Source organism: Streptomyces capitiformicae, assembly GCF_002214185.1.
In the GTDB taxonomy this organism is placed as follows: domain Bacteria; phylum Actinomycetota; class Actinomycetes; order Streptomycetales; family Streptomycetaceae; genus Streptomyces; species Streptomyces capitiformicae.
In genome coordinates this window covers 9204456-9218715 of sequence record NZ_CP022161.1, presented here as the reverse complement: position 1 = coordinate 9218715, position 14260 = coordinate 9204456, and the positions used below count along the sequence as shown (strand labels likewise).

Genomic DNA, 14260 nt, shown 5'->3' with positions numbered 1-14260 from the left:
CGCCATGCTGGAGCTGAAATCCGTCCACGCCGGCTACGACCGCACGACCGTGCTGCACGGCGTCACCGTCTCCGTCCCGGACGACGGCGTCGCCACCGTCCTCGGCCACAACGGCGCCGGCAAGAGCACCCTCCTGCGCGCCGCCATGGGCCTGCTCAAGCCGAGGAGCGGCAGCATCCTGCTGAACGGCGAGGACATCACCCACCTCGCACCGCACCAGCGGGTCGCCAAGGGAATGGCCTACGTCCCCCAGGGCCAGCAGGCCTTTCCGCACCTCACCACCGCCGAGAACCTGCAACTCGTCGCCGACGGCCGCCCCGACGGCAAGGAGGCCGTCGCCGAGGCACTCGACCTGTTCCCCGTCCTGCGCGAGCTGTCCGGCCGCCGCGCGGGTCTGCTCTCAGGCGGCCAGCGCCAGCAACTCGCCCTCGCCCGCGCCCTGATCACCCGCCCGAAACTCCTCCTCCTCGACGAACCGACCGAGGGTATCCAGCCCTCCGTGGTGGCCGAGATCGAGGAGACGATCCTCGCCCTGACCCGCCGCGGCGGCCTCTCCGTGCTCCTCGTCGAACAACACGTCGGCTTCGCCATGCGAGCGGCCCAGCACTACTACGTCCTCGAAGCGGGCCGGGTCACCTCCTCCGGCGACGGTGGCACCGGGGCGGAGGGGACCGTACGGGCGGCGCTCAGCGTCTGACCCCAGGAGCGGGCACCGCCCACGGCACCCCGACGGGGGCGGTGCCCGCGGTGGCGGGCGGCCGCGGCCACAGCCGTACGGCCAGCAGGGCGGCGGACAGGGCGATCGAACCCAGGGCGAGTACCGCCCAGTCGAGCCCGGCCGCCGCCCCGAGCCAGCCGGCCAGGGGGTACGTCAGCAGCCAGCAGCCGTGCGACAGGGAGAACTGGGCGGCGAACGCGGCCGTACGCTCCCCGGGCGGCACCGAGCGCCGGATGAGCCGCCCGGTCGGGGTGAGCACCGCCGAGCACGCGGCACCGAACGCGGCCCAGAGACCCAGCAGCGCGGGAACCCGCCAGCCCCCGCCCGGGGCGGCCGTGACGGCCCCGAGCCCGGCGAAGACGACGGCCGACGCCAGCGCGCCCGGCAGCATCACCGCCCGCTCCGGCATCTTGTCCAAGACCCGCGGCAGGATCAGGGCGACCACCATCGACCCGGCCCCGTACGCCCCGAGCGCCAGCGGCAGGGCGCCCTCCGGCAACCCCAGGACGTCACGGACGTAGACGACGGAGTTGACGGTCACCATCGCACCGGCCGCCGCGACCGCCAGATCGAGGGCGAGCAGGGCGCGGAGCCGCGGCACGGCGAGGAAGAGCCGGGTCCCCGTGCCGGTGCGGCGACCGGTGCCCGGCGCGGTGCGGGCGGCCCGCTCGGGCAGGGCGGTGGACACCACCAGCGCGGCCGAGGCGACGAAGCCGAGCACGGTGCCGGTGAACAGCCAGTTGTAGCTGACGACGGACAACAGCGCGGCCGCGAGCACGGGCGAGAGCAGGCTCTCCAGGTCGTACGCGAGCCGTGACATCGACAGCGCCCGCGTGTACGCGCGCTCCTCGGGCAGCACATCGGGGATGACGGCCTGGAACGTGGGCGTGAACGCGGCCGAGGCGGACTGGAGCAGGAAGACCAGGACGTACACCTGCCAGACCTGGTCGACGAACGGCAGGAACACGGCCACCCCGGCGCGGACCAGATCCGCCGACACCATGAGCCCCCGCCGCGGCAGCCGATCGCCGATCGCGCCCACCACCGGCGCGATCGCCACATACGCCACCATCTTGATCGCCAGAGCGGTCCCGAGCACCGAACCGGCGTCGGACCCCGCGAGGTCATACGCCAACAGCCCGAGCGCGACGGTCGCGAGCCCGGTCCCGACCAGGGCGATGACCTGGGCGGCGAAGAGACGCCGGTAGGCGCGATGACGCAGAACGTCGAGCATACTCAAGAGCATACCCATCATGTGCGCAACTGTGCACATGATGCTTGTGTCGGCGCCCCGTCAGGGGCGCGGGGAACTGCGCGACCGGCCCCAACGGCGCCGCAGCCGACCGACAACCCGTCGCGGCCCCCCAAGCGGAGCGCCTACGCTGGGCCCATGCCTGAACGCCACGCCGTCTCACCTGCACCCGGTGCGCATCTGAGTGCCCCCGACAGGGCGCGGCTCACCGAGGCGACCGGGGTGTTCGCGATGCTCTCCGACGTCACCCGGCTGCATCTGCTCTGGCTCCTCGCGCAGGGCGAGTCCGACGTCGGCTCCCTCGCCGAGCGCTGCGAGGCATCCCGGACCGCCGTCAGCCAACACCTGGCGAAGCTACGGCTGGCCGGCCTCGTGGACACCCGCCGGGAGGGCCGCCACATCCACTACAGCCTCAGCGACGGCCATCTCCGGCGCCTGGTGGTCGAGGCGCTCAGCCACGCGGACCACCGGGTGAGCGGGCAGGCCCCGCACGACTGACACGCGGCGGCCGTACGAGGTGAGAGGCTGGAACGGAGGGCTCACGCATGACCACCCCCTCCAGGATCGGCGTCGTCGGCTGTGGGCTCATGGGCTCCGGTATCGCCGAGACGGTGGCCCGCAGCGGGCTCGACGTGCTGGTGACCCAGGTCGGCCGGCCGGCGGTGGCGGCAGGCGCCGCCGTATCGAGGAATCCCTCGGCAAGGCCGTACGCGCCGTGGAGGACCGCGACCTGAAGTGCGCCCTCTTCCGGGACGTCGACAAGATCCTCGACTCCGGCGCGATTCTCGCCAGCAACACCTCGTCCATCCCATTGACGGACCTCGCGACCGCCGCCGGCCGACCGGACCGGGTCATCGGGCTGCACTGGTCCAACCCCGTCCCCGTACAGGCCCTGAGCTCATCCCGGCCCTCACCACCAGCGCCGACAAAGTTGGGGAAGACGGCCGTCCAGGCCCCGGACCAGGCTCGATGGGCCCGCTGCGGCTGCTCGACCTCATCGGCCTCGACACCGCCCAGGCCGTCGTCGAGTCCCTGTACGAGGAGCACGCCGAACCGCTGTGCGCGCCATCGCCGCTTGCCGCGTCGCATGGTCGAGGCGGGGCACCTCGGCAGGAAGTCGGTGCGGGGGTTCTACGCGTACCCGGCCTCGTGACATCCTGAACCGCTCAGCCCTGCAGCCGCCGCAACCGCTCCGCGTCGCATGTGCGGGGACAGGTGGAACACGCTTCGCCCGGCCGGATCGTGTAGTAGAGGCAGCACCCGATGCGCGTACGCGTCGGGTGCTCGCGGCCGTCGGCCGTGCGCAGGGAACGGAAGTCGGCGCCGCCGGGGAAGGGCGCCCGGGCGGAGGGCAGTACCTCCGTGGCGGCCCGTACGCCGGCGGCCTCCTCGCCGCGCATGCGGCCCAGGTACCAGAGGCCGGAGACCAGGTCGTCGGAGACCATGCCCCACAGCGCCCGTGAGCCCCGCCGGACGTACGGGCCTATCGCGTCCAGCACCGGCGCCATGTGGTCCGCGACGGCGACCCTCAACTCGGCTCGCAGATCCTCCTGTCGGGCCACGGGTCGGGTACCCGGCAGCGCCGCCACCGGGTCGTCGGCCAGACAGACGAGGTCGGTGCCGGGGGTGATCTCGTACGTGCCCGACGCGAGGTCGACCCGTATGTCCTCGGGGGCGATGCGCGGCACACGCCGCTCCAGGTACCAGGCGCCGCTCATCAGGAGGCCGACCGACCACGCGTAGTCATGCAGGGCACGGGAGGCCGCGACATGCCGGGGCGCGGCGTGGTCGTAGCGGTCCTGGATGCGTGCGGTCTCAGCCTCCACGAAGGCCTCGACGCTCTCCTGACCATCCGTCAACAGGACTGTGTCCTTGGTGATGTGGGGTGACGGCGTGGATTCGCGGCCGGGTTCCACGACTCGGACGGCCAGCGCCTCGCACACCGCGTCCAGACGGCGGTAGGCGGCGGCGAGGAGGCCGGGGACATGTGGGGCGGTGCCGGGTCGGGCGGTCTTCGGGGGTGCCGCGATCATCGGCAACTCCAGAGCGTGAGGGCGTTTGGTGGTGCAGGAAAGCAAGGCTTACCTTAGCCGCAAGATCGTGTCCCGATGGCCAAACGGGGTGTGCATCGGTGTGTTGCCGTACTGGCCAGCCGAGTTACTCGCGGGTTGATCCAGGGCGGTGTGCGTCACAGGGATTGCGCAGCCTTGATAACTAAAGCATGCCTAACCTAAGCTCACGTTTCGTGACTGTGACCGAACGGGCCGCGCCGTCCGGCGTACCCCTGCGTGCCTTCCGGCACCTGCCCCTGCTCCTCGGCGGCATCGCCGCACTGGCGCTGTGTGCCGCGCTGAGCCTCGCCCTCGGTGCCCGCTCCGTACCACTGTCCACCGTGCTCGACGCGCTGTCGGGTCACGGACAGGGGCGTGACGCGCTGGCGGTGACGGGGCTTCGGGTGCCGCGCACGGTCATCGGCCTCGCGGTCGGTGCGGCGCTCGGGGCCGCGGGAGCCGTGGCCCAGGGCATCACCCGCAACCCGCTCGCCTCACCGCACACCCTCGGGATCAACGCGGGTGCCGGTTTCGCGGTCGTCGTCGCCATCTTCGCCCTCCGGCTCACCGACCCGGTCGAGTACGTGTGGTTCGCCTTCGCCGGAGCCGCCGCTGCCGCCGTCTTCGTCCAGGCGCTGGCGCAACGGGCCGGAGACATCGACCCGGTTCGGCTCGCCGTCGGCGGCACGGTCCTCCATCTCGTCCTGCTGTCCTGGACGTCGGCGGTGATGCTGGCCAGCCAGCGCACCCTCGACGAGGCACGCTTCTGGCTGGCCGGATCCATCGCCGGACGCCCACTCGACACACTGTGGCCGGTACTGCCGACCCTGGTCCTCGGTCTGCTGCTCGCGCTGGCCGTGACGCCGGCACTCAACGCCCTGGCCCTCGGCGACGATGCGGCCCAGGCACTCGGTGTCCCGGTCGCCCGTGTCCGGCTGGTCGGCGGCATCGCGGTCGTCCTGCTCGCCGGTTCCGCGGTGGCCGTGGCCGGCCCCGTCGCCTTCATCGGACTCGCCGCCCCCCACCTCGTACGCCCGCTCCTCGGCGGCGACCACCGACTGCTCGTCCCCGGCTGCCTGATCGCCGGCCCCCTGCTCCTGCTCACCGCCGACGTCCTCGGCCGCCTCGTCATCCGCCCGGCGGAACTCGAAGTCGGCATCGTCACCGCCTTCCTGGGCGCCCCGCTGCTGGCCCTGCTCGCCCGGAAGGTCGCCCGATGACGCTGACGTACAAGGCGGTCGTACGACGGGACGCGCGCCGCACGCCCGGCCGCGGCCGCCTCCTCGCCTACGGCACGACCGGCCTCCTCGTCCTGCTGGTCCTGCTCACGGTCTCCGTCTCCACCGGGGAGATGGGCATGCCCGCGTCCGTCGCGCTCCGCGCGCTGGCCGGGCTCGGCGATCCGGGAGATGTGCTGGTGGTGCAGGAGTTCCGTGCGCCGCGTGCCGTCGCCGCCATCGTCGCCGGGGCTGGTCTCGGCGCGGCGGGCTGCGTCCTGCAGCGGCTCTTCCGCAACCCCCTGGCGTCCCCGGACGTGATGGGCGTGACCGGCGGGGCCTCGTTCGGCGCGGTCGCGCTGCTGGCGGCCGGCGCCTCCCAACTGCTCATCCCTGTCGGCGCGTTGGCGGGCGGTCTGCTGGCCGCCCTGCTGCTCGGCGTGTTCGCCTGGCGCTCCGGGCTCGCCGTCACCCGGCTCGTCCTCACCGGCCTCGCCGTCCAGGCGGGCCTCGCCGCCGCGGTGAACCTGATGATCGTGCGCTTCCCGGCCGAGCTCGCCGGCTCGGCGTTCCAGTGGACGACTGGGTCCGTGTACGGGCGGACCTGGACCGAGGTGTGGGGCGCGGCCGCGGCCGTGCTGCTCGCCCTCGCCGCCGCCCTGGTCACCAACCGCCGCCTGGCCGTGCTCGACCTGGGCGACGACTCGGCGGGCGCCCTCGGCCTCAACACTTCCGCCGCCCGCCTCCAACTCCTCCTCATCGCTGTCGCGTTGGCCTCGCTGGCGGCCGCCCTCGCCGGTCCCGTCACCTTCGTCGCCCTCGCCGTACCGCACATCGTCCGCTTCCTCACCGGCCCGCCCGCCGCCACGACCCTCGCCCTGGCCGCCCTCACCGGAGCCGTCCTGCTGCTCGGCGCCGACCTGGTCGTCCAGCACCTGCTGCCGATCGAGGGCCTCCCGGTCGGCGCCGCCACCGCCACCCTCGGCGCGCCCTGGCTGCTGGTCCTGATGCTCCGGCAGAGCAAGCCGGTGCGGGGGAGTGGCGCATGAGCGGCCTCAGCGATCCGAACCCGAACCCGAACCCGATCCCGGCCGGACGGCCGGAGCCTCGCCCCGCTCGTCCCCAGGAGCCCCATATGCCTCCCACCAACCAGCTCTCCACCCAGGGGCTCGACCTGCGCTACGGCGAGCGCCTCGTGGTCGGCGGGCTCGACCTGACGCTCCCCGGCGGTGCCGTCACAGCCATCGTCGGCCCCAACGCCTGTGGGAAATCGACCCTGTTGAGGGGCCTGAGCCGACTGCTCGCGCCCACCGCCGGCTCAGTCACCCTCGACGGTGCCGACATCCACCGCATGTCCGCCCGGGCGCTGGCACTCCGGATGGGCCTGCTGCCGCAGCAGCCGGTCACCCCGGAGGCGATCACCGTCGAGGCGCTCGTACGACTCGGCCGGTATCCCCACCAGCGGCTGCTGAGCCCCTGGTCGGCCGCCGACCAGCGGGCGGTGGACGAGGCGCTGGAGCGGACCGGCACGGCGGCGCTGCGGGACCAGCCGGTCGACCGGCTCTCCGGCGGCCAGCGCCAACGCGCCTGGATAGCCCTGGCGTTGGCGCAGGACACCGAGTTGCTCCTGCTCGACGAACCGACCACCTTCCTCGATCTGCGGCACCAGCTCGACGTCCTCGACCTGGTCGCCGCCCTGCACGCCGAGGCCGGCCGCACCGTGGTGATGGTGCTGCACGACCTCGGACAGGCCGCCCGTTACGCCGACCACATGGTCGTGCTCAAGGACGGTCGCCTCGCCGCCGCCGGCGCGCCGGGCGAGGTCCTCGACGCGGACCTCGTCAGATCCGTGTTCGACGTGGAATGCCGGGTCATCCCCGACCCGGAGACCGGCACACCGCTGGTCGTCCCGAAAGGCAGCGCGGCACGGCACATCACCGCGTCCGCCTGACCGCTCATCGCTCACATCCGGTATGTCCCTGGGCCCCAGGTGCCTCCGATTCATCCCGTACATCCCGTACATCCGTACGTCGACGAGAAAGTACTCCTCATGCTCAAGCGATCTCCCCTGCGCGGAATCGGCCGGCCCGTCGCCGCGCTGCTCGCCGTCGTGCTCGGTACGGGCGTCCTGGCCGCCTGCGGCAACGGCGACTCCACCAAGACGACCGACACCACCCAGGCCGGCGCCGACAGCGCCGCCTTCCCGCGCACCCTCAAGACGGTGATGGGCGACGTCAAGATCCCGTCCCAGCCGAAGAAGGTCGTCGTCCTCGACACCGGCGAACTGGACGACGTCACCCTGCTCGGCATCGACCCGGTCGGCGCCGTCGCCCCGCACTTCAAGACCGAGGGCGGCTTCCCGGCGTATCTGGAGGCCGACCTCAAGAACACCACGGACGTCGGCCCGCTCCTGGAGCCGAACCTGGAGAAGATCGCCTCCCTCAAGCCCGACCTGATCCTGTCCTCCAAGGTCCGCCACGAGAAGGTCTACGACAAGCTCAGCGCCATCGCCCCGACCGTCTTCACCGAGACCACCGGCGGTGTGTGGAAGGAGAACCTCAAGGTCCACGCCGAGGCCCTGGGCCTGGAGGACGAGGCCGAGGCCAAGCTGAAGGCGTACGAGACGCAGGCCAAGGCGCTCGGTGAGGCCATCGAGAAGAAGGACGGCGCCATGCCGACCGTCTCCGTGGTCCGCTTCGTCGCCGGCCCGACCCGTCTGTACGCCTCCAACTCCTACAGCGGTGTCGTCCTGAACGACATCGGCTTCCAGCGCCCGAAGTCGCAGGTGTCCGACGATCCGGCCGTGACCATGAAGGACGTCAGCCCCGAGGAGATCGACCAGGCCGACGCCGACCTGATCTTCGTCACCACCGCCGACACCCCGGACAAGACCCAGCAGAAGCAGGTCACCTCCAACCCGGTCTGGAAGGACCTGCCCGCCGTCAAGGATGACAAGGTCTTCGAGGTCGCGGACGAGACCTGGATGTCCGGCATCGGCGTCCAGGCGGCCGAGGAGATGCTCGCCGACGTGGCCAAGGCCACCGGCGTCGAACTGCCCAAGCAGTAACCGCCGCAGTACCCGGGGCGGGCCCCACTACGAGGGCGGCCCGCCCCGCCCACCCCCCCACCCGCCAGCGGAAGCCGTGCACCCTCCCATGCGCCTGTACCTGCTCGCCCTGAACCCCACCGACTCCGTCACCGAGGGCTTCCTGCCCGCCGCCGCCCGGCTCGGCCTCGACGTCACCGTCCTCACCGACCAGCCCGACGCCCACCGCAGCACGTACACGCGGTACCCGGACATCGAGATCCTGGAGTGCGACGTACGCGACTTCCGCGCCGTCGTCACCCGGATCTCCACCCACGACCGCCCCGACGCGGTCTTCACCAACAGCGACCACCTCCAGACCCAGGCCGCCCTCGCCGCCCAGTACTTCGGACTTCCCGGCAAGGACTGGCGGGCCACCCTGCGCACCAAGGACAAGGGCGAGATGCGCCGCCATCTGTCCGCCGCCGGCGCCGACACCGTCTGGTCCGCCGAGATCACCGACCCGGCCGACCTCACCGGCCCGGTCGTCCGCGACGCGCCCTACCCCTGTGTCGTCAAGCCCCGCGAGGGCGTGGCCAGTGAGGACGTCGTGCTGGTCGACACCCCCGGGGACCTCGTGGCGCGCGGCAAGGACATCCTGGCCCGCCGCCCCGGCGTCACCCTGGTCGTCGAGGAGTACCTGCCGGGCGAGCTGTACACCCTGGAGACCCTCGGCGACGGACGCGTTCGGCACGTCCTCGGCGGCTTCCACACCGAACTGTCCCCGCCGCCCTACTTCATCGAGGAGCGGCTGACCTTCGTGCCGGCCCACCCCGAGCCGGTCGTCGCCCAGATCCTCGCCCAACTCGACGCGCTGGGCGTCGGCTTCGGCGCCTGCCACACCGAGTTCGTCGTGCACGAAGGCCGGGCCCGCATCATCGAGGTCAACTACCGCGCCATCGGCGACCAGTGCGATCTGCTGCTCGCCCAGCTCCTCGACCTCCCGCTCTTCGAGAACATCCTGCGCACCCACCTCGGCGAGGCACTCCCCGCGGACCTGGAGTTCCGGCGCGACGGCGCGGCCCGCCTGGAGTACCCGTGCGCCGACCGCGCCGGAACGCTCGTCGCGGCCCCCGCGGCCACCGAACTCACCGTGGACGGCGTGCACCTGACGTACCGTCCGCTGCGCCCCGTCGGCGAACGCCACGAGCTGTACCAGACCAACCGCGACTACCTGGGCGTACTCCGCGCGACCGGCACCGGCCAGGAGACCGTGGACCGGGTGGTCGCCGACTTCCTCGCCGCCCAGCGCTGGGAGATCCAGCCGTGACCGCCGTCGCCACAGCCGTGGCACCCGAGACCACGGACACCGCCGAAGCAGAACTCCTCACCCGGGTGCTCGGCGCCCTGCTCCGTGAGGACGTCGTCGGCCTCCGCAGCCGCAGCACGCTCGTCGAACGCCCGGACGGCCCCTGGCTGTGCCTGCCCGTCGACGGTGACGACGCCCTGCTGCTGCCCGTCACCGAGGACGGCTTCCAGTCCGCGTACGCCGCCCGACTGCCGCTGCTGCTACGGGAGTCGGACGGCACGCACCTCACGACCTGCGACACCGTCCTCGCCGAGCTGCGTGCCCTGGCCGACCCCGTCGACCGCGACGGCTTCGACGCCTTCACCGAGGAGTGCCGCCAGACCCTCGCGACGATGCGGCTGCACGACGCGACGGGGCGGGACGTGGCGGACGGACTCATCGCGCTCTACGGCCCCGACCTCGCCGACTGGACGGGCCTGCGCGGCGGCCTGGCGTACGAGACCCTCGCCGCGCGCCTCGACCACCCGGTCTACCCGACCGCGCGCGGCCGCTCGGGTCTCGGGGAGAACCAACTACGGGACCACGCCCCCGAGTTCCACCCGAGCTTCGCACTCCAGTGGCTCGCCCTGCCCCGCGAGTCGGTCACCGTCGCCGGACCCCTGCCGGACGGCTGGCCGACCCCCTCCGCCCTCGGCCTCGCGGACCTCGACCACACCCATGTCGCCCTGCCCGTCCACCCGTTGACCGTCGGTGAGCCGCTCGACGCGGCACTCCGGGAGACCGGACTCGCGGACCGCGCCGTCCTCGCCGACTGGGCGTACCTCGATGTCGTCCCCACCCTCTCGATGCGTACGGTCGCCCCCGTCGCCGCCCCCTCGCTGCACCTCAAACTGCCCCTGGCGACAGCCACGCTGGGCCTGCGCAACAAGCGCTCCATCAAACCCGGCACCCTCGTCGACGGCGCCGCCGGACAGCGGCTGCTGCAAGCGGTGATCGACCGCGAGCCACGCTTCAAGGACACCGTCCTGCACGCCGACGAGACCGTGTACGCCCACGCCGGACACGAACTGCTCGCCGTGCTCTGCCGCCGTTACCCGGCCGGCCTCGACGACTCGGTCGTCGTCCCCCTGGCCGCCCTCCTCGCCGAGGCCCCCGGCGGCGGACTGGTCGTCGACCACCTCGCCGACCGCTTCCACGGCGGCGACGTGACCGCCCTGCTGGACGCGGTGCTCACCCTGCTGTTCGACTGGCAGACCACGCTCTTCGGCTACGGCATAGCGCTGGAGTCGCACCAGCAGAACATCTCCCTGGTCTTCGGCCCCGAACCCGGCGACCTGCGCCTGCTGCTGAAGGACAACGACGGGCCGCGCGTCAACACCGCCCGCCTGGTGGCCGGACTCGGCGAAGGTGGGGGGACCTGGGGCTTCGACGACGCACGGACCTTCGGCCCCGACGACCGCGCCGTGGCCGACGTGTTCACCACCATCACCCTTCATCTGTGCGCCGGCGCCTACGCGTTCGGCCTCGCCCGACACGGCCGCGCCCCCCTCCCGTCGCTGCTGGACCTCGTACGGACCCGGCTCACCGAGGCCGTCGACCGGCTCGGCGGCGACGCGGCGGCCGTACTGCGCCGACGGGTGCTGCACGCGCCCGAACTGCCGGTGAAGGCGATGGTGACCGCCGGGACCCTGCTCAGCAAGGAGCGCTCGGGCGCCGCCGACATCAACAAGCACTACACCACCGGACCCAACTACCTGCTTCCGGGCGGTGGTTCGGCATGACCGCCGAGGCGCTCCCGATGCCGCGCCCCGCGTTCGGCCGGCGCCAGGTGCACGCCGTGGCCGCCTGCTACTTCGTGGCGTCGTTCGCCGCGCTGGGGCTGCCGCCGTTCTTCACCGAGATACTGCCCGGGTTGGGTGACCGCACGGCCCGCTGGGCGGGGGTGCTGTACGTGGTGCCGACCGTGTTCAGCGCGATCGCGGCACCCCTGTGGGGGCGGCTCGCCGACCGCTTCGGACGAAAACGGCTGCTGCTGCGGGCCCAGTTGGGCCTCGCCGTCTCCTTCCTGCTCGCCGGGTGGGCGGACTCACTCACCATGTTCACGGTGGCGCTGGTGCTCCAGGGCGTCCTCGGCGGCACGTTCGCCGCCTCCAACGGCTACCTGGGCGCCGCGCTGGAGGGCGCCCACCTGTCGAAGGCCCTGACCCTCATGCAGGGCAGCGCACGGGCCGCGCTGGTGTTCGCCCCGATCGTCGTCGGCGCGCTGTCGCCGTGGATGTCACCGCATCGCCAGTACGCCCTCCTCGCCCTGCTCCCGCTCGCCGCGGCCCTCCTCCTGGCCGCGCTGCCCGAACCGGGCGAGACCGCCACGGCGGAGCGGGAACAGGAGGCGGAGACCACCGACATCGCCCCGGCGACGGCACTGCGCAGGCTGTACGCGCTGGAGTTCGCCTTCGTGTTCTCCACGGTCATCTCCTTCCCCTACCTGATCTCCCTCGTCGAAGAGCGCCTCCCGAACGCCTCCGCCGCCCTCTCCGGCCTGCTGTTCGCCCTGCCCCACCTCTGCTACCTGGTCTCGGCGATGGCCGTGCACGGCGTGATACGCACCCGCCCCCGGCACGGCGTGGCCCTCGGCTTCGCCCTGATAGCCCTCGGCCTGGCCGGGCACGGCGTCGCCGGCACCCTGCCCGCGCTGATCGCCGTACGGCTGCTGCTCGGCGCGGGCCTCACGCTCGGCATGGTGGGCCTGTCGGTCCTGGCCGCCGAGTGCGCCCGGGGCCGGGCCCCCGGCGGAATGTTCGGCTCGCTGGAGTTCTTCTCCAAGGCCGGCGCCGTCGCCGCCGGAGTGACCGCCGCCGTGGGCAGCGCCCACTTCGGGCCCGCCGCACCCGTGCTCATAGGCGGCGCCATAGCCGCCCTCACCACCCTCGCGACACTCCTGCCCCCACATCCGCGTACCCGCTGGAGCCACTGAATGCCCCCGCTCGCCGACTCGCTCGGTACCACCCAGCTCCCCACCGCCGACGACGCGGTGGCCCACACCCTCCTCAACTGCCTGCTGCGCGAGGTCTCCGGCCCCGAACACCAGACCGCCGTCATCGACGGCCATCTGCTGCTCCGCCTGCCCCGCCGCGGCCTCCTCCTCCGTGTCGCCCTGCGCCGTACGTCCCTGCTGGGCGCCCACCGCTTCACCGGCCCGGTGCGGGAACAGTCCGACACCGGCTGGACGGAACTCCACTGGCGCCGCCTCGCCGAGTACACCCGCGACGAACTGTCGCTGCGCACCGGTGTGTGCAACGACGAGTTCCTGGACCAGATCGACTCCAGCCACCGCACCCTCGCCACCGCGCTCGCCACCCGTGAGGCCGGGGCCGAGGGCCTGCCCGACTACCTCGCCTCCGAGCAGTCCCTGCTGTTCGGCCACCGCTTCCACCCCACCCCCAAGGCACGCACCGGCGACGTGGCCGCCTGGCAGTCGTACGCCCCGGAGGCCGCCGCCTCCTTCCCGCTGCGTCACCTCGCCGTGCGCGAGCACCTGATCGCCGAGGAGAGCGCCGAGCCCGGCGCCACCGCCGTCCTCGACGGGGCCCGCGGCGACGTTCCCGACGGCTACCGTCTGCTGCCCGCACACCCCTGGCAGTACGAGATGCTGCGCGAACACCGGCTGCTGCGCGAGGCCCTCGGCCGCGGCGACATCCTCGACCTCGGCCCCGGCGGCCGGGAGTACGCCGCCACCGCCTCCGTACGGACCCTCTTCGACGGCGACGCCTTCCTGAAGTTCAGCCTCAACGTCCGTATCACCAACTGCCTGCGCAAGAACGCCAGTTACGAACTCTCCGGTGCCGTCGCCCTCACCCGCGTCCTCGCCCCGGCCCTCGCCGACCTGGAGACCCGCTTCCCCGGCAGCGCGATGCTCCGCGAGCCCGCCTACCGCAGCCTCGCCGTCCCCGGCCCCGACGGCACCCCTGAGCGCTCACTCCTCGAAGGCTTCGGAGTGATCATCCGCGAGGGCCTCTCCCGACGGCTGCTGCCCGGCACGACCCCGCTGCTCGCGGCCGCCGTCGCCGACGAGTACCCGACCAGCGCCGCCCACATCTCCCGCCTTCTCTCCGGAGCGGGTCCCGAGGCCGCCCTGGCCTGGTGGAAGGCGTATCTGCGCCTCCTCGTCCCGCCCGTCCTCGCCGCCTACTTCGACCACGGCCTCGTCCTCGAACCGCACCTCCAGAACGTCCTCATCTGCGTTGACAGCGACGGCATGCCCGCCCAGGTCCTCTTCCGCGACCTGGAGGGCACCAAGCTCGTCCCCGACCACCACGACGACACCCTCGCCGCACTCCCGCCCGAGGTCGCCGGCCCCATGTCGTACGACGCCCGGCGCGGCTGGGACCGGGTCGTGTACTGCCTGCTGGTCAACCACGTGGCCGAACTGCTCGCCGCCCTCGCCGACCTGCACCCCGAGACCGAGGCCGACCTCTGGGCGGAGGTCCGCGCCGTCATCAGGACGTACGCCGACGAGGAGGGCTGCCCGCCCCGCCTCGCCGCCCTGCTCGCCGGGGTCCCCCTGCCCGCGAAGGCCAACCTCCTCACCCGCTGGGACCGCAAGGCCGACCGGGAGGCCGGCTACGTCCGCCTGCCCTCGCCTCTCGCGGAGGACATCCTCCGCTGGGGCACCCGATGAGCCAGGAGCG

General features: G+C 72.7%; 14 protein-coding genes and 1 pseudogene. 13 read left to right on the top strand and 2 right to left on the bottom strand.

Annotated elements, in window-relative coordinates; genetic code table 11:
* Positions 1-4: 4 nt before the first annotated feature.
* The gene (gene urtE, locus CES90_RS41320) at positions 5-697 is read left to right on the top strand and encodes an urea ABC transporter ATP-binding subunit UrtE (protein WP_189788119.1); all 693 of its coding nucleotides are present in this window, start codon (positions 5-7) and stop codon (positions 695-697) included.
* Here urtE and CES90_RS41315 read toward each other — a convergent pair.
* A complete protein-coding gene (locus tag CES90_RS41315; protein WP_189788118.1) occupies positions 687-1952 on the bottom strand; it encodes an MFS transporter in 1266 nt (421 codons plus the stop codon). The two genes, urtE and CES90_RS41315, sit on opposite strands and share 11 nt — an antisense overlap.
* 156 nt (positions 1953-2108) lie before the next feature.
* On the opposite strand from CES90_RS41315, the gene CES90_RS41310 reads away from it, so the two are divergent.
* The 4 genes and pseudogenes from CES90_RS41310 (at position 2109) to CES90_RS52185 (ending at position 3131) form a co-directional block, all read left to right on the top strand.
* Entirely contained in the window at positions 2109-2468 is a 360-nt protein-coding gene (locus CES90_RS41310; protein ID WP_189788117.1) for an ArsR/SmtB family transcription factor, read from the top strand.
* Between the two features lie 47 nt (positions 2469-2515).
* Positions 2516-2704, top strand: a complete 189-nt coding sequence (locus CES90_RS52195) for a 3-hydroxyacyl-CoA dehydrogenase NAD-binding domain-containing protein (RefSeq protein WP_373313616.1) — start codon at positions 2516-2518, stop codon at positions 2702-2704.
* A pseudogene (locus CES90_RS52190) lies at positions 2686-2805 on the top strand (3-hydroxyacyl-CoA dehydrogenase NAD-binding domain-containing protein); the annotation flags it as partial. The gene CES90_RS52195 and the pseudogene CES90_RS52190, both read left to right, overlap by 19 nt.
* A gap of 134 nt (positions 2806-2939) precedes the next feature.
* Positions 2940-3131, top strand: coding sequence for a 3-hydroxyacyl-CoA dehydrogenase family protein (locus CES90_RS52185; RefSeq protein WP_373313615.1), 192 nt, complete (start codon positions 2940-2942; stop codon positions 3129-3131).
* A gap of 5 nt (positions 3132-3136) precedes the next feature.
* Here the strand turns inward: CES90_RS52185 and CES90_RS41300 are convergent, their stop codons facing one another.
* Complete coding sequence (locus tag CES90_RS41300) at positions 3137-4003, bottom strand: (2Fe-2S)-binding protein (protein WP_189788116.1); 867 nt, start codon at positions 4001-4003, stop codon at positions 3137-3139.
* Between the two features lie 218 nt (positions 4004-4221).
* On the opposite strand from CES90_RS41300, the gene CES90_RS41295 reads away from it, so the two are divergent.
* From CES90_RS41295 to CES90_RS41260, 8 genes are all read left to right on the top strand, one after another.
* Complete coding sequence (locus tag CES90_RS41295) at positions 4222-5241, top strand: FecCD family ABC transporter permease (protein WP_229914460.1); 1020 nt, start codon at positions 4222-4224, stop codon at positions 5239-5241.
* Positions 5238-6287 carry an iron ABC transporter permease gene (locus CES90_RS41290; RefSeq protein ID WP_189788115.1) on the top strand — a complete coding sequence of 350 codons (1050 nt, stop codon included), beginning with the start codon at positions 5238-5240 and terminating at the stop codon, positions 6285-6287. The genes CES90_RS41295 and CES90_RS41290 overlap by 4 nt, the downstream gene beginning before the upstream one ends.
* Before the next feature lie 86 nt (positions 6288-6373).
* Positions 6374-7189: an ABC transporter ATP-binding protein gene (locus tag CES90_RS41285; RefSeq protein WP_189788114.1), complete on the top strand. Its 816-nt coding sequence runs from the start codon at positions 6374-6376 to the stop codon at positions 7187-7189.
* Positions 7190-7288: 99 nt separating this feature from the next.
* Positions 7289-8305 (top strand): ABC transporter substrate-binding protein, encoded by a 1017-nt coding sequence (locus CES90_RS41280; protein WP_189788113.1) that lies wholly within the window; start codon positions 7289-7291, stop codon positions 8303-8305.
* An 88-nt stretch (positions 8306-8393) separates the two neighbouring features.
* Positions 8394-9593: an ATP-grasp domain-containing protein gene (locus CES90_RS41275; RefSeq protein WP_189788112.1), complete on the top strand. Its 1200-nt coding sequence runs from the start codon at positions 8394-8396 to the stop codon at positions 9591-9593.
* Positions 9590-11353 (top strand): IucA/IucC family protein, encoded by a 1764-nt coding sequence (locus tag CES90_RS41270; RefSeq protein WP_229914457.1) that lies wholly within the window; start codon positions 9590-9592, stop codon positions 11351-11353. The genes CES90_RS41275 and CES90_RS41270 overlap by 4 nt, the downstream gene beginning before the upstream one ends.
* A complete protein-coding gene (locus tag CES90_RS41265; protein ID WP_189788111.1) occupies positions 11350-12546 on the top strand; it encodes an MFS transporter in 1197 nt (398 codons plus the stop codon). Before CES90_RS41270 ends, CES90_RS41265 begins: the two co-directional genes overlap by 4 nt.
* Positions 12547-14250 (top strand): IucA/IucC family protein, encoded by a 1704-nt coding sequence (locus tag CES90_RS41260; protein WP_189788110.1) that lies wholly within the window; start codon positions 12547-12549, stop codon positions 14248-14250.
* Positions 14251-14260 lie beyond the last annotated feature (10 nt).

Coding starts and splice junctions, on each gene's coding strand:
- CES90_RS41285 (WP_189788114.1), top strand. CDS start 6,374: ATGCCTCCCACCAACCAGCTCTCCACCCAGGGGCTCGACCTGCGCTAC.
- CES90_RS41260 (WP_189788110.1), top strand. CDS start 12,547: ATGCCCCCGCTCGCCGACTCGCTCGGTACCACCCAGCTCCCCACCGCC.
- CES90_RS41300 (WP_189788116.1), bottom strand. CDS start 4,003: ATGATCGCGGCACCCCCGAAGACCGCCCGACCCGGCACCGCCCCACAT.
- CES90_RS52195 (WP_373313616.1), top strand. CDS start 2,516: ATGACCACCCCCTCCAGGATCGGCGTCGTCGGCTGTGGGCTCATGGGC.
- CES90_RS41275 (WP_189788112.1), top strand. CDS start 8,394: ATGCGCCTGTACCTGCTCGCCCTGAACCCCACCGACTCCGTCACCGAG.
- CES90_RS41290 (WP_189788115.1), top strand. CDS start 5,238: ATGACGCTGACGTACAAGGCGGTCGTACGACGGGACGCGCGCCGCACG.
- CES90_RS41265 (WP_189788111.1), top strand. CDS start 11,350: ATGACCGCCGAGGCGCTCCCGATGCCGCGCCCCGCGTTCGGCCGGCGC.
- CES90_RS41310 (WP_189788117.1), top strand. CDS start 2,109: ATGCCTGAACGCCACGCCGTCTCACCTGCACCCGGTGCGCATCTGAGT.
- CES90_RS41280 (WP_189788113.1), top strand. CDS start 7,289: ATGCTCAAGCGATCTCCCCTGCGCGGAATCGGCCGGCCCGTCGCCGCG.
- CES90_RS41315 (WP_189788118.1), bottom strand. CDS start 1,952: ATGCTCGACGTTCTGCGTCATCGCGCCTACCGGCGTCTCTTCGCCGCC.
- urtE (WP_189788119.1), top strand. CDS start 5: ATGCTGGAGCTGAAATCCGTCCACGCCGGCTACGACCGCACGACCGTG.
- CES90_RS52185 (WP_373313615.1), top strand. CDS start 2,940: ATGGGCCCGCTGCGGCTGCTCGACCTCATCGGCCTCGACACCGCCCAG.